At 64.4% G+C, this 14,266-nt stretch carries 12 protein-coding genes; 6 read left to right on the top strand and 6 right to left on the bottom strand.

The features are described from left to right. The 5 genes from kdpB to LRC39_RS15355 are packed head-to-tail and all read left to right on the top strand — an operon-like array spanning position 1 to position 6,667. On the top strand, positions 1 to 2,121 hold the full coding sequence (gene kdpB / locus LRC39_RS15375; RefSeq protein WP_346294866.1) for a potassium-transporting ATPase subunit KdpB: 2,121 nt from the start codon (positions 1 to 3) through the stop codon (positions 2,119 to 2,121). Between the two features lie 12 nt (positions 2,122 to 2,133). After that, positions 2,134 to 2,739: a K(+)-transporting ATPase subunit C gene (locus tag LRC39_RS15370; protein WP_346294865.1), complete on the top strand. Its 606-nt coding sequence runs from the start codon at positions 2,134 to 2,136 to the stop codon at positions 2,737 to 2,739. A gap of 45 nt (positions 2,740 to 2,784) precedes the next feature. Beyond that, positions 2,785 to 5,508: a sensor histidine kinase KdpD gene (locus tag LRC39_RS15365; RefSeq protein WP_346294864.1), complete on the top strand. Its 2,724-nt coding sequence runs from the start codon at positions 2,785 to 2,787 to the stop codon at positions 5,506 to 5,508. Next, positions 5,505 to 6,197 carry a response regulator transcription factor gene (locus LRC39_RS15360; RefSeq protein WP_107355964.1) on the top strand — a complete coding sequence of 231 codons (693 nt, stop codon included), beginning with the start codon at positions 5,505 to 5,507 and terminating at the stop codon, positions 6,195 to 6,197. The genes LRC39_RS15365 and LRC39_RS15360 overlap by 4 nt, the downstream gene beginning before the upstream one ends. A 23-nt stretch (positions 6,198 to 6,220) precedes the next feature. Continuing rightward, entirely contained in the window at positions 6,221 to 6,667 is a 447-nt protein-coding gene (locus LRC39_RS15355; RefSeq protein WP_264073708.1) for a PTS sugar transporter subunit IIA, read from the top strand. Positions 6,668 to 6,700: 33 nt separating this feature from the next. Here LRC39_RS15355 and dapA read toward each other — a convergent pair whose 3' ends face one another. From dapA to LRC39_RS15325, 6 genes are all read right to left on the bottom strand, one after another. Continuing rightward, positions 6,701 to 7,624, bottom strand: a complete 924-nt coding sequence (dapA, locus tag LRC39_RS15350) for a 4-hydroxy-tetrahydrodipicolinate synthase (RefSeq protein ID WP_346294863.1) — start codon at positions 7,622 to 7,624, stop codon at positions 6,701 to 6,703. A 3-nt stretch (positions 7,625 to 7,627) separates the two neighbouring features. Continuing rightward, positions 7,628 to 7,954, bottom strand: coding sequence for a hypothetical protein (locus LRC39_RS15345; RefSeq protein ID WP_346294862.1), 327 nt, complete (start codon positions 7,952 to 7,954; stop codon positions 7,628 to 7,630). A gap of 105 nt (positions 7,955 to 8,059) precedes the next feature. Further along, on the bottom strand, positions 8,060 to 10,381 hold the full coding sequence (locus LRC39_RS15340; protein ID WP_346294861.1) for a nitric oxide reductase activation protein NorD: 2,322 nt from the start codon (positions 10,379 to 10,381) through the stop codon (positions 8,060 to 8,062). A gap of 40 nt (positions 10,382 to 10,421) precedes the next feature. Further along, a complete protein-coding gene (locus LRC39_RS15335; protein ID WP_264052507.1) occupies positions 10,422 to 11,231 on the bottom strand; it encodes a CbbQ/NirQ/NorQ/GpvN family protein in 810 nt (269 codons plus the stop codon). Between the two features lie 137 nt (positions 11,232 to 11,368). Further along, positions 11,369 to 11,731: a ribulose bisphosphate carboxylase small subunit gene (locus tag LRC39_RS15330; protein WP_107357535.1), complete on the bottom strand. Its 363-nt coding sequence runs from the start codon at positions 11,729 to 11,731 to the stop codon at positions 11,369 to 11,371. Positions 11,732 to 11,773: 42 nt separating this feature from the next. Continuing rightward, a complete protein-coding gene (locus tag LRC39_RS15325; RefSeq protein WP_264052506.1) occupies positions 11,774 to 13,201 on the bottom strand; it encodes a form I ribulose bisphosphate carboxylase large subunit in 1,428 nt (475 codons plus the stop codon). A 125-nt stretch (positions 13,202 to 13,326) separates the two neighbouring features. On the opposite strand from LRC39_RS15325, the gene LRC39_RS15320 reads away from it, so the two are divergent. Next, complete coding sequence (locus LRC39_RS15320; RefSeq protein WP_346294860.1) at positions 13,327 to 14,259, top strand: LysR family transcriptional regulator; 933 nt, start codon at positions 13,327 to 13,329, stop codon at positions 14,257 to 14,259. Positions 14,260 to 14,266: the final 7 nt, after the last annotated feature.

Genomic DNA, 14,266 nt, shown 5'->3' with positions numbered 1-14,266 from the left:
ATGGATGCCGTTCAAATCAAGACACGCGGCAAGTCATCGACCTTGCTCGACCCGAAGATCGTGTTGCCGGCGATCGGCACATCGCTCGCCAAACTCGATCCTCGGGTGATGATCAAGAATCCGGTGATGTTCGTGGTGGAAGTGGTCGCGGCGCTGACCACGGTGCTGTTCGTACGGGATCTGGTCACCGGCAGCGCGGATCTCTGGTTCACCGGCCAAATCATCCTGTGGCTGTGGTTCACGGTGCTGTTCGCCAATTTTGCCGAAGCGGTCGCCGAAGGGCGCGGCAAGGCGCAGGCCAATACGCTGCGCGAAACTCGCGTCGGGACCGTTGCGAAGCGGCTGCTGATGCAGGGCAACACTGAGCTGTATGAAGGTGTCGCGGCCGAGCATCTCGCGGTCGGCGATCTGGTGCTGGTCGAAGCCGGAGACGTGATCCCCGGCGACGGCGAGGTGGTGGAAGGTGTGGCCTCGGTCAATGAGGCGGCGATCACCGGCGAGTCCGCGCCGGTGATCCGGGAATCCGGCGGCGACCGCTCGGCGGTGACGGGCGGCACCACGGTGATCTCCGATCGGATCGTAGTGCGGATCACCGCGGAAGTCGGCCATTCGTTCCTCGACCGGATGATCAAGCTGGTCGAAGGCGCGGAGCGGCAGAAGACCCCGAACGAGATCGCGCTGAACATTCTGCTTGCCGGGCTCACCATCATCTTCGTGTTCGCAACCGTGACGATCCCGAGCTTCGCGGCCTATGCGGGTGGGCAGATCTCCGTGGTGATCCTGGTGGCACTGTTCGTCACGCTGATCCCGACCACGATCGGCGCGCTGCTGTCGGCGATTGGCATTGCGGGCATGGACCGGCTGGTGCGCTTCAACGTACTTGCAATGTCGGGCCGTGCCGTCGAGGCCGCAGGTGACGTCGACACGCTGCTGCTCGACAAGACCGGCACCATCACGCTCGGCAATCGCCAGGCGACCGCGTTCCGCCCGGTGCGGGGCGTCAGCGAACGCGATCTTGCCGACGCTGCGCAGATGGCATCGCTCGCCGACGAGACGCCGGAAGGCCGCTCGATCGTGGTGCTGGCCAAGGAGAAGCACGGCATTCGCGGACGTGATCTGGCGGAGTTGGGGGCCCACTTCATTCCGTTCACCGCGCAGACGCGAATGAGCGGTGTCGACATCGGCGGATCGTCGATCCGCAAGGGGGCCGTCGACTCCATCCTGGTCTCCGTCGCGGCCGTCCCCGGCGTGGCGACCACCCAGGGAAATACCGCGCGCGCGATCGAGACAGTCTCCAATGTGGAGGGCGCTCAAGAGCTGGTGGCGATCGCCGACGAGATTGCCAAAGCCGGCGGCACACCGCTTGCTGTCGCGCGTGACGGCAAGCTGCTCGGCGTCATTCAGCTCAAGGACATCGTCAAGGGCGGCATCCGCGAACGCTTCGCCGAGCTGCGGCGGATGGGCATCCGCACGGTGATGATCACCGGCGACAATCCGATGACCGCCGCCGCGATCGCCGCCGAAGCCGGTGTCGATGACTTCCTCGCTCAGGCGACGCCGGAGGACAAGCTCAGGCTGATCCGCGACGAGCAGGCCAAGGGCAAACTGGTGGCGATGTGCGGCGACGGCACCAATGACGCGCCGGCGCTGGCGCAGGCCGATGTCGGCGTGGCGATGAATTCCGGCACGCAGGCGGCGCGCGAAGCGGGCAACATGGTCGATCTCGACTCCAACCCGACCAAGCTGATCGAGGTGGTCGAGATCGGCAAGCAGCTATTGATGACCCGCGGGGCGCTCACCACCTTCTCGATCGCCAACGACGTCGCCAAGTACTTTGCCATCATCCCGGCGATGTTCCTGGCGTTCTATCCGCAGCTCGGCGTGCTGAACGTCATGCATCTCGCCAGCCCGCAGAGCGCGATCCTGTCGGCGATCATTTTCAACGCGCTGATCATCATCGCGCTGATCCCGCTGGCGCTGAAGGGTGTCTCGTATCGCCCGGTCGGCGCAGCGGCGCTGCTGCGGCGTAATCTTCTGATCTACGGCCTCGGCGGAATCCTGGTGCCTTTCGTCGGCATCAAGGCGATCGATCTGGCCGTCTCGGCCCTGCATCTGGTGTGAGGAGAAGTCGTCATGTTGAAGCAAGTTCGCCCCGCTGTCGTGTCGCTGCTGGCGCTCACCATGATCACCGGTCTGGCCTATCCGCTTGCTGTCACCGGCATTGCCACCGTGCTGTTTCCGTATCAGGCCCAGGGAAGCCTGGTTGAGCGGGGAGGCCAGGTCGTCGGCTCGGTGCTGATCGGGCAGGAGTTCAAGGAGGACCGCTACTTCCACGGCCGTCCCTCGGCCACTGTCGCACCCGATCCTGCCGACGCCAGCAAGACGATCCCGGCGCCGTACAATGCAGCGAACTCCGGCGGCTCCAATCTCGGCCCGACCAGCAAGGCATTGGCGGATCGTTTGAGTGAAGACGTGGCCAAGCTGAAGGCGGAGAACCCAGCTGCCGCAATCCCGGTCGATCTCGTCACGACGAGCGGCAGCGGTCTCGATCCGGATGTCTCGCCGGAGGGCGCGTTGTTTCAAGTGCCGCGTGTCGCCAAAGCGCGCGGCGTCCCGGAGGAGCAAATCCGCAAACTGGTCACAGCCTCTGTGCAGCAGCCGCTCGGCGGCGTGCTCGGCGAGCCGCGGGTCAATGTGTTGAAGCTCAATCTGGCGCTCGACGCGGCGGTGCCGCGCTGACGCACGCTGCTAGGCGAGTCCGCTGCGGTCGGATATATTTTGCCCATGCCAGATCCGCGCGCTGAGCCGCCTTCGCGACCATCTCCGGACGCCTTGCTTGAACAGGCAAGGCGGCAGGAGCCCGGCACGGGCCGGCTGAAGGTCTTCCTCGGTGCGGCTCCGGGTGTCGGCAAGACCTTCGCGATGCTGCAGAGCGCGCACGCCCGCGCCAAGGCCGGGGTCGACGTGGTGATCGGCTACGCCGAGACCCACGGCCGCGCCGAGACCGAGGCCTTGCTCGCTGGCCTGGAGACTGTCCCGCGCCGGCGCATTCCCTACAAAGGGCAGGTCCTCGAAGAGATGGACCTCGATGCGGTGCTCGCCCGGCGGCCGCAGCTCGCCATCGTCGACGAGCTGGCGCACAGCAATGCTCCGGGCAGCCGCCATCCCAAGCGCTATCTCGACGTGTTGGAGCTGCTGGCGAACGGCATCGACGTCTACACCGCAGTCAATATTCAGCACATCGAGAGCCTGAACGATGTGGTGGCGCAGATCACCACGGTCCGAGTGCGCGAGACCGTGCCGGACTCGGCGTTCGAACGCGCGGATGCGATCGAGCTGGTCGACCTGACGCCGGACGATCTGATCCAGCGCCTCAAAGAGGGCAAGGTCTATGTGCCCAAGCAGGCCGAGCGCGCGCTGGAGCACTACTTCTCACCGGGCAACCTGACGGCGCTGCGCGAACTGGCGCTGCGGCGTACCGCCGAGCGGGTCGACGAGCAATTGCTGTCGCACATGCAGGCCAATGCGATCGCCGGGCCGTGGGCAGCGGGCGAACGCGTGCTGGTATGCGTCAGCGACGATCAGCGCTCGCAGGGGCTGGTCCGCTACACCAAGCGGCTTGCTGATCGTCTGCGCGCGCCATGGACGGCGATCAACATTGAGACGCGCCGTAGCCTGTCGCTGACCGAACAGCAGCGCGACCGGCTCGCCGATACGCTGCGTCTGGCCGAGGCGCTCGGCGGCGAGGCGCTGGCGATTCCCGGCGGTGATCGCAGCCTGGCGCACGACATCCTGGCATTCGCGCGTGCCAACAACATTACCCAGATCGTGGTCGGCAAGGCGCCGCGATCGTTCTGGTACGAAGCCCTGCGTGGCTCGACAGTCCACGAATTGGTGCGCGGCTCCGGCAACATCTCGATCCACGTCATGACCGGGACTGCGGTCTCGATCGAGGAAAGCCAGACCCGTTCGCTGCGGCCGGCCGAGGGAACCGAGCCGTTCAACCCGTGGCCGTATCCGATGGCCCTGGTGCTGGTCGGGATTGGGCTCGGCGTTGCCAAGCTGATCGAACCGTTCTTCAGCATCGAGAACGTCGACCTGGTGTTTCTCACTGCCGTCGTCGGCGTCTCGGTCCGCTACGGGCTGGGACCGTCGCTGCTCGCCAGCGTCGTCGCGTCGCTGTGCTACAATTTCTTCTTTCTCCCGCCGGTCTACACCTTCACCATCACCGATCCGACCAACATCGTCGCGTTCTTCTTCTTCATGTTGATCGCGATCTTGGTCTCGAACCTCGCCGGGCGCGTTCGTGCCCAGGCGACCGCCGCAGCGCAGCGGGTGAGGACAACAGAGTCGCTCTACGCCTTCAGCCGCAAGCTTGCCGGCACCGCAGCACTCGACGACGTACTGTGGGCGACCGCGTATCAGATCGCGCTGATGTTGAAGGTGCGTGTCGTGCTGCTGCTCCCCGAGCAAGGCCGCATCGCCGTCAAGGCCGGCTATCCGCCGGAGGATCAGCTCGATCCGGCAGATCTGGCGGCGGCGAATTGGGCGTGGGAGAACGATCGAGTGGCGGGGCGCGGCTCCGACACCTTGCCCGGCGCCAAGCGGCTGTTTCTGCCGATGCGGACCGGACGAGGGCCGATCGGAGTGATCGGGATCGACGACGACCGCGCCGGGCCGTTGCTGACGCCGGACCAGCGGCGGCTGCTCGACGCGCTCACCGACCAGGGAGCGCTCGCAATCGAGCGTGTGCATCTGGTCGAGGACATGGACCGGGTCAAGCGCGATGCCGAGTCCGACCGGTTACGGCAGGCGCTGCTCACCTCGATTTCGCACGATCTGAAGACTCCGCTCGCCGCGGTGCTCGGCGCGGCGACGACGATGCGGGATCTGGCGCCGCACCTGAGCGACGCGCAGCGGACCGAGCTGATCGGCACCATCGTCGAGGAGTCTGAACGCCTCAACCGCTTCATCGCCAATCTGCTGGACATGACCAAGCTCGAATCCGGTGCCGTCGTGCCGAACAGCGCGGCCCACGATCTCGGCGAACTGGTCGGCGCCACGCTGCGCCGCGCCACATCGATCCTCGCTCAGCATACGGTCGAACTGGACCTCGGCCAGGATCTGCCGATGATCGAGGTCGATCCCGTGCTGTTCGAGCAGGCGCTGTTCAACCTGCTCGACAACGCAGCGAAGTACGCGCCGACAGGCAGCGCGATCGAGCTTCGGGCCGCGCAGAGCGGCGGCCTCGTCGAGCTGCAGGTGCGCGACGAAGGCGAGGGAATTCCGCCCGGCGAGTTGGAAACCGTGTTCGACAAGTTTTATCGTGTGCGAAAAGGCGATCATATCAGGCCCGGCACCGGCCTCGGCCTGGCGATCGCACGCGGGTTCATCGAAGCGATGGGCGGGCGATTGTCGGCCGGCAATCGCGCCGATCGCAGCGGTGCCGCGATGACCATCCGTCTTCCCGTCGCATCGCGCCGCGATGCGCTGATCAGTGCAGCGTGAGTGCCATGGCGATTAAAGTTCTGGTCATCGACGACGAACCGCCAATCCGGAAGCTTCTGCGGATGGGTCTCGGAAGCCAAGGCTACGAGGTGATCGAAGCCAGCAACGGCAAGCTCGCGCTGCAAGCGATGGCGAACACGCCGCCGGATCTGGTGGTGCTCGATCTCGGATTGCCCGATCTGCCCGGCCACGAGTTACTCCGGCAAATCCGCGCGCGCAGCGAAGCCGTTCCGATCGTCGTGCTGTCGAGCCGCGGCGATGAGGCCGGCAAGGTCGAGGCGCTGGACCTCGGCGCGGACGATTACGTCACCAAGCCATTCGGCATGGACGAACTGCTCGCCCGGCTGCGCGCCGCGCTGCGGCATCAGCTTCAGGTGCAGGGCGAGCGCCCGGTGTTTCGCGTTGGCGATCTGTCGGTCGATCTAGTGCGACGGATCGTCAAGCTCGCCGACAAGGACGTGAAACTGTCGCCGAAGGAATACGATCTGCTGCGTGTTCTGGTGCAACACGCCGGCAAGGTGTTGACGCACAAGTTTCTCCTGCACGAATTGTGGGACGAACTCACCGACGCGCAGTATCTGCGAGTCTATGTTCGCCAGCTTCGGCAGAAGATCGAGCCGGATCCCGAGCGTCCGCAGTACCTGCTGACGGAGACTGGGATCGGCTACCGCCTGAAGGCACCGAACTAGAACAACATCCACTCGGAAACGCTATGGTTATTGGGGATATTCTGCTCCCGGCGCACGTCGTCGTGGGGTTGCGCTGCTCCGACAGGGGGCAGCTCATCAGTGAACTGTCGTCGATCGCGTCGAAGGCGGTCGATCGTCCGCAGGCGTTGCTGTCCGAGCGGCTGCTGGAGCGCGAGCGTCTCGGCTCGACCGGCGTCGGTGACGGTGTCGCGATTCCCCACGCGCGCTTCGACGAATTGGCGCAACCGTTCGGTCTGTTTGCGCGCCTGCAGCGGCCGATCGATTTCGATGCGATCGATAGCAAACCGGTCGACCTGGTGTTTCTTCTGCTGTTGCCGGCGGCCTCGAGCCGCGAGCAGCTCACGCTGCTGGCCTCGGTGGCGCGGCATCTGCGTCAACAGATGATTGCACGCGAGCTGCGAGCGGCCGCGGATGCCTCCGCGGCGTTCCAGGTGTTGACGCGCGCGTGAAGCGTTACTGTATGGGGCGCCAGGATCTCGCGCTTACGCGTCGATCGGTTCGGCGAGATCCTCGTCGGCCATCGCCGCCAATACGGCGGCAACATGTGCGGCCGGGGCGCCGGCCGGCGGGACAATCGGCAACCGCGTATCGGGCCGGATCAGGCCGAGCACATTCAGCGCGTATTTGAGAGACGCAGTCGAGTCCTGACCGAGGCTGGATGCCAGCGGCAGCAGGCGCTTTTCCAGATAACGCGCCGATTGCAAGCGTCCTTGGCGGCAATAGGCATGAATGGTGCGGCAAAGGTCGGATGCAATGTTGGCCACCTCTGAGACAGCGCCGTCGCCGCCGCTCGCGAGGAATCCGAAGGACGTCACGTCGTCTCCGGACAACATTCGAAAGCCGCTCGGCAGCCGCGACCGCAGCCGAAGCGGACGCATGATGTCGCCGGAGCCGTCGACCACGCCTGCGAACCGACCCGATCGTGCGATACGCACGAGCGTGTCGTCCGCCAGAGGACGAGCGGTGCGAGACGGCAGATCGTGCAGCAAAATCGGAAGCTCGATGGCGCGACCGATCGCGTCAAAGTGCGCCTGAATGCCGTCCTGCGTCGGTTTGTTGTAGTAGGGGACAACCGACAAAACGGCATCCGCACCGGCAGACCGCGCATGCGCGGCCAGTTCGATCGCTTGGCAGGTCGCGTTCGAGCCGGCGCCGGCGATGACCTTGATCCGTCCGCCTGCAATTCTCACCGCCTCGCTGATAACGGCCGTCTGCTCGGCCGGTGAGAGTGTGGATGCCTCGCCGGCGGCGCCACAGATCACGAGCGCCGATGCGCCCGAACCGATCGCGCGCTCGATCAAGCGGGCGAGCGAGGCCAAGTCGAGGTCGCCGGTTTCGTCGAACGGCGTTGGCAGATCGGGGATGTAGCCGGCCAGCCAGTCGGCTGTGGAGCAGAGCTTAGGCATCGATCAGGCCGCGAGTTTGGCTACGATCGATGTGGCTCCAGATGGCGTGAAGACGTCGAGGATTGCGGGATGGGAAATGTCGACGATGGCATGAGGGCTCTGTCCAAGTTGGGACAGAGCGAACTTGATGGCGTGCGCCCGGCTCACGAACAGGCCGCCGAACCGTCCATTCTGCTCGCGGGCCACCCAGCGGTTTAGCCCGTCTTTGCCGATCAGCACGATGTTCTGTTCAACGCCACACGAGGGAGGTTCGATGTTTTGCATGGGAGGCTCTTTGTTGCGCTCGTAACGGTTGTCGTCCGACTCGTCTTTCGAAGGCGCTTCGGCCACGACGGAAAGGTCGTCATTTCATCGTAGGATTACGAGAGCAGTGGTGGCCTTACGTCATAGGAAGGGCATAAACGGATAGGGCTGCAGCCGCGGACGTCCTAGCGGTCATCGCGTGATGGTCCCGAACAGGGCCGGGAGTCTCTCGGGCAAACGGCCGACTTGGTCGATGACGGCAAAGCCGCCAGAACCGAAAATCCGTTCGACGTAGCGGTCGGCCAGCGGATCCAGGCTGAGACAATAGGTTAGGATGCCGTCGGCACGCAGATCTTCGACCGCCTTCTTGGTATCCATCCGAAGATGTTGCGGATCACGTTCGTCGACGTCTGCCGGCGCGCCATCGGTGATCACCAGGAGCAGCCGGTGACCTTCGCGCCGCTGCGCGAGATATCGTCCGGCATGACGCATCGCCGCACCCATCCGTGTGGATAGTCCGCCAGACATGCCGGCGAGCTTCGACTTTGCGTCCGCATCGAACCGTTGGTCGAAATCCTTGAAGCGCATGTAGCGCACGTCGTGTCGCCCATTGGAAGCAAACCCATGGATCGCGAACGGGTCGCCGATCCCGGAGATCGCGGTGGACAGCAGGGCGCAGGCTTCCCGGGTCAGGTCGATCACGGTGCGGGTCGAACCATGCACCAGTTCGTTGGTCGACTCCGACAGATCGATCAGAATCAAGGCTGCGAGATCGCGGCGATGGATCACGTTGCGCATCGTAATGCGCGCATCCGGCTGGCAGCCGAGACGCAGCATCACCATGGCGTCGACCGCGGCGCCGAGATCGAGCTCCTCACCGTCTTCCAGCCGCCGCACGCGCTGCAGCCCCTGCGGACGAAGTTGATCGACGATGCGACGCACCCGCTGCCCGACCGCCTTCTGCTCTGCCAGCATGGTGTCGATCAACACCGGCGCTCCGCGTGGGGCAGGGTGCTCGCGCAGCATCACCCAATTGGGGCGAAGCGTTTGCATCTGGTAATCCCATTCCGGGTAGTGCACTGGCGCCGAGATCTGGGGGCGGCCCTCGCGCTGGTTGTAAGAAACGCCGTCGTCCTCGTACGGGAACAGTTCGGTGCCGAGCACCCAGACCTCCTGGGCGTCCTCACCGGCGTTTTCGACATCTGTTTCGTTGATGAACTCCATCAGGCCGACGCGGCGACGAATTTGCGCCTGACCGGACGCCGTACCACCGAACATCTCGAGCCGGTCGAAGTGCTCCGGTTGCCAGTAGAAGCGGTTGTTGTCGCGCCACGGCAGGCGAATTCGTTCCAGCAGTCGCAGGCTCGGCATCGCCTTTTGCGAGGTGAGATGATCGGCCAGCGCGCGCCCCAGCGGGAGCGAAATGTCCGGGTCATGCTCGACCGCGGCGTGGAAGCGGGTCGCGAGCAAATTTAGCTTCGCATCGCTGCTGCTCGCAGCCGGGTCGAGCAGCGCTGCTGCGAAGCGCTCGAGCACCGTGATTGTGGGATGGATCCTGGGCGGGGTCGCATCGCCAGGCATGAGCGACCGCCACAGCCGACCGAGGCCCGGGAAGCGTTTGATGGTGAGCTGCTCGACCCGGGCATCCTCGACAAAGCCAACCAGGAAGCGTTCGGCCGGGGATAGCCCATCGATCGAAGGCGGGCGGGTGGTAAAGATCAGATGCGCGGCCATATGCGCTGCCATGGCACGATACAGGTCGAGCCCCGACACCGTGCCGTGCACGTCGGCGGCGTCCGGCAGATGCATCCGGCCGTCCTCGATGAAGCAGCGGAAATCCTCATGATCGCTGATCGTCGGCCGCAGCAGGAAGTCGCGGCCCCAGAACGCGCGCAAATAGGCAGCCAGGCGCCGCTGGACATCGACGAACAACGTGCCGCGGCGCTCGCGTTCCATCACCGCGCGGCTGTCCTGGGATTCCAGTCCGAAATAGGCGGTCTGTGCCGCCAGATTGCGTTGATGCGCTTCGGCGCCAAACTCGACCCAGGCGCGGAGGCCGGACAGCGTCAGCCGGTCCAATAGCTCATCGATATGGCTGAGCATCGGCCGCAATCCGCGTGGAACACGCGCCGCAAGCCGGTGCAGCAGTTGCAGATAGACCGCGAGCAGTTCGGCATCGCTGAAGCGGCTCGCCGCAGTCGGCAGGCTGGCGAAGGTCATTGCCAGCACTTCGCCGGAGGTCATCGACGCGAGCTTCATCACGGCCAGACGGCAGTCGCGGATCGCGTCTTCCCCGCACTCGCGCGCCACCATCGGCATCGCGTCCAGATACGCGGCGACGACGGCGGTGCCTTTGCCAAGGCGTGCCAAACCGCAGGCGCCCTCGAACAGGTCTTCGAGAGCCGTCGGCGACAACTGCCGCGCCGCATCGCCGTAGGCGGTCTGAATCAGATCGGACAGCCCCGGCGCCACGGGGGCGAGCTCGGCCTGAATTGCTTCGAGCGTGATGGTCATGACGGTTCGCCTTCTGCCCTTGGTTCTCGTGCCTCGCAGGTCACCCGAAGAAGGTGTCGACCGCGGCGTCGAGCGTGTCCTGCATGTCGGGATCATCCGTGAGCGGCCGCACGAGAGCCGTGCGGCAGGCATCCGCGGGCGGAATCCCCATGGCGATCAGGCGTCCGGCATAGACCAGGAGGCGGGTGGAAATGCCTTCGTCCAGGCCATGGCCGCGCAGATTCCGGCTTCGCTGCGCAACCTCCACCAGCTTGGTGGCCGTCGTGGAATCGACGGCGGATTCGTGAGCGACGATTTCCGTTTCGATATCCGGAGTGGGGAAGTCGAACACCATCGCGCCAAAGCGCTGACGGGTCGATGGCTTCAGATCCTTGGTCAGGCTCTGGTAGCCGGGGTTGTAGCTGATCACTACCTGAAAGTCGGGGTGGGCTTCGACGACTTCGCCCTTCTTCTCGAGCGGCAACGTGCGGCGGTGATCGGTCAACGAGTGAATCACAACGACCGTATCCTGGCGCGCCTCGACCACTTCGTCGAGATAACAGATCGCGCCCATCCGCGCTGCCAGCGTGAGGGGGCCATCCCGCCAGGTTGTGCCATGAATGTCGAGCAGGAACCGGCCGACCAGATCGGCTGCGGTCATGTCTTCGTTGCACGCCACCGTGATCAGCGGTCGCTCGAGCTTCCAGGCCATGTACTCGACGAAGCGAGACTTGCCGCAGCCCGTCGGCCCTTTGAGCATGATCGGCATCCGCGCCGCATAGGCCGCGGTGTAGAGGTCGACCTCATTGCCGACCGGGCGGTAGTAGGGTTGAGTTCCAACTCGATAGGAGGCGCTGTCAATCTCGCTCATCACATCTGTCCTGCATGTTCGGGGGCGACCGGCGCCTCGGGTGAGACCGAGAGCGCCGGGAGAGGACGGGGCGCGCGTCTGCGATGCGCGGTGATGCGCCCACGTCCACGTTTTGTTGGAAGGACCTGCCTGAGCGGTCAGACCGCGATTGGCGCGCGATGCACCACCATCGAGGTGCCTTGGGTCTGAGCGATGTTGTCGTAACCGATCAGCCGGATGTGGTGGCTGGGATTGGCCGTCCGGCACTCGTCGATTTCGGCGATCACCCGGTCAACGTCGGTTTCGCCGAACATCGGCAGCTTCCACATGTACCAATAATGGCCGGAAGCGTGGCTCGGTTCGGTGTGCTCGATCGCGGCGGTCCAGCCGCGGCCGACGATGTAGTTGATCTGCTTCCGTAGCTGCTCGGCATCCATTGGCGGAAGATAGGAGAAGGTGCCGAGCTTGCGGCTGTTCGGATCGGAGATACGGGACGGATAGTCCTTCATCGGAGTGGTCATGATCGTTGCTTCCAAAAGTTGGCGCTAAAGAGTGGGAGGCGGTCAGCGGTGCGGCGCGTCGAGCTTGTCGACGACGTCGAATTCGAACCGGATCTCGCGCCAGGTCTCCATCGCGATCTTCAGTTCGGGGCTGGACTGCGCCGCGGTGGTGAGGATGTCCTTGCCTTCACGCTCGACATCGCGGCCTTCGTTGCGGGCCCGGACGCAGGCTTCCAGCGCGATGCGGTTCGCGGCGGCGCCGGCAGCGTTGCCCCACGGGTGGCCGAGCGTGCCACCGCCGAACTGGAACACGGCGTCGTCGCCGAAGATCGAGAGCAGCGCGGGCATGTGCCAGACGTGAATGCCGCCCGAAGCGACCGGCATCACCGGAGCCATGTGACCCCATGGCTGATCGAAGAACAGTCCGCGGCTGCGGTCTTCTTTGACGTAGCGTTCGCGCATCAGGTCCACCCAGCCGAGGGTTGCTTCGCGGTCGCCTTCGAGCTTGCCGACCACTGTGCCGGAGTGAAGATGATCGCCGCCGAGCAGGCGCAGCAGCTTGGCAAGAACGCGGAAATTTATGCCGTGGCGCGGATTGCGATCGATCACGCCGTGCATCGCGCGGTGCACGTGCAGCAGCATGCCGTTGGCCCGGCACCACCGCGACAGGCTGGAATGTGCCGCCCAGCCGATCGTCAGATAGTCGCTCATGATGATCGGGGTGCCGATCTCCTTGGCGAATTCGGCCCGCCGATAGATCTCCTCCATGTTCGGCGCAGTGACGTTGAGATAGTGGCCCTTGCGTTCGCCGGTTTCCTTCTCGGCCTTCTCGATCGCTTCCTGGCAGAATTCGAAACGATCGCGCCAACGCATGAACGGCTGCGAGTTGACGTTCTCGTCGTCCTTGGTGAAGTCCAGCCCGCCCCGCAGACACTCGTAGACGGCACGGCCGTAGTTCTTCGCCGAGAGGCCGAGCTTGGGCTTGATGGTGCAGCCGAGGAGAGGGCGGCCATACTTGTCGAGCTTGTCGCGCTCGACCTGAATGCCATGGGGCGGTCCATCGCAGGTGGTCACGAACCACAGCGGGAATCGAACGTCTTCGAGCCGCAGCGCGCGAACGGCCTTGAAGCCGAACACGTTGCCGACCAGCGAGGTGAAAACGTTGACGATCGAGCCTTCCTCGAACAGTCCCATCGGGTAGGCCACGAACGCATAGAACGCTTCGTCGTCGCCCGGCACGTCCTCGATCGCGTAGGCGCGCCCCTTATAGTAATCGAGGTCGGTGAGAAGGTCGGTCCAGACGGTCGTCCAGGTCGCGGTCGAGGACTCTGCGCACACCGCGGCGGCGGCCTCTTCGCGTGGCACGCCGGGCTGCGGGACCACCTTGAAGACAGCAAGCACGTCGCTGTCCTTGGGCGTGTAATGGGGATCCCAATAGGTCTCGCGGTATTCCCGCACGCCCGCCTGATAGCTCTTTCGTATCTGATGCATCCGAAGTCCCCTTGCACACGGTCCTCAGAGTGAGGCCGTCAACGCGGGGAACACTACGAACCGGCTTGCATAAACAGAAATTGATTGTATCAATCGATACGATTTACAAGACGACATGATCTCCGATGCATCTCACCCTTCAGCAGCTTCGATTGTTCGAAGCCGTCGCGCGTCATGGCCATTTCACCCGCGCGGCAGAGGAACTGCATCTCACTCAGCCGGCGGTCTCGATCCAATTGCGCCGGCTCGAGGAGAATGTCGGCGCGAAGCTGTTCGAGCACATCGGTAAGCGGTTCTTCTTGACCCCGGCCGGGCATGAAATGCGCTCGGCGTGTGCCGATATTCTGAGCCGTCTGCAGACGCTGGAGCAGTCCCTCGACTCGCTCGGTGATACGATGAAGGGGCCGCTGCGGCTGTCGGTTGTCACCAGCACCAAGTACTTTCTTCCGCATCTGCTCGGGATGTTCATTGCCGAGCACGAGGCCGTGGTGCCACGACTGATTGTGACCAACCGGGAGCGCGTGATCGACCGGCTCGCTAACAATCAGGATGACTTCGTGATCATGGGGCAGGTGCCGTTCGATCTTGCGGTCGAAGCCCGTCCGTTTCTCGAGAATTTGCTTGTCGTGGCAGCCCACCCGCAGCATACGCGTCGTTCGGCCAGAGTGATCTCGGCGACCGAGGTTGCCGGCGAGCGCTGGCTGGTGCGTGAGGCGGGATCGGGCACCCGCTCCGCATTCGATCGCTATCTGGCGGAGCAGAATGTCACGGTCTCGCCCTATATGGAGCTGGGCAGCACTGAGGCGATCAAGCAGGCGGTAATGGCGGGACTAGGCATCTCCGTGCTGCCGCTCGCGAGCATGCAGCTCGAACTGGCTTCCGGATGCCTTGCCGTGCTGAAGGTCGATGGTTTTCCGCTGTGCCGCCGGTGGAACGCAGTGTGGCTGAAGGGCAAGACATTGCCGCGGGTGGCCCGTTCGTTCATCGAGTTCCTCGGCAGCGTGTCATCGGCACCGATGCCGGTGCTCGATCCTTGCCGCCCGTATCCCTTGCGCTGAGTGTAGA

Origin of the sequence: Rhodopseudomonas sp. P1 (assembly GCF_039642825.1) — a bacterium.
Lineage (GTDB): Bacteria > Pseudomonadota > Alphaproteobacteria > Rhizobiales > Xanthobacteraceae > Rhodopseudomonas > Rhodopseudomonas palustris_H.
The sequence above is the reverse complement of the archived record's forward strand: the minus strand, read 5'-3'. Positions and strand labels throughout refer to the sequence as shown.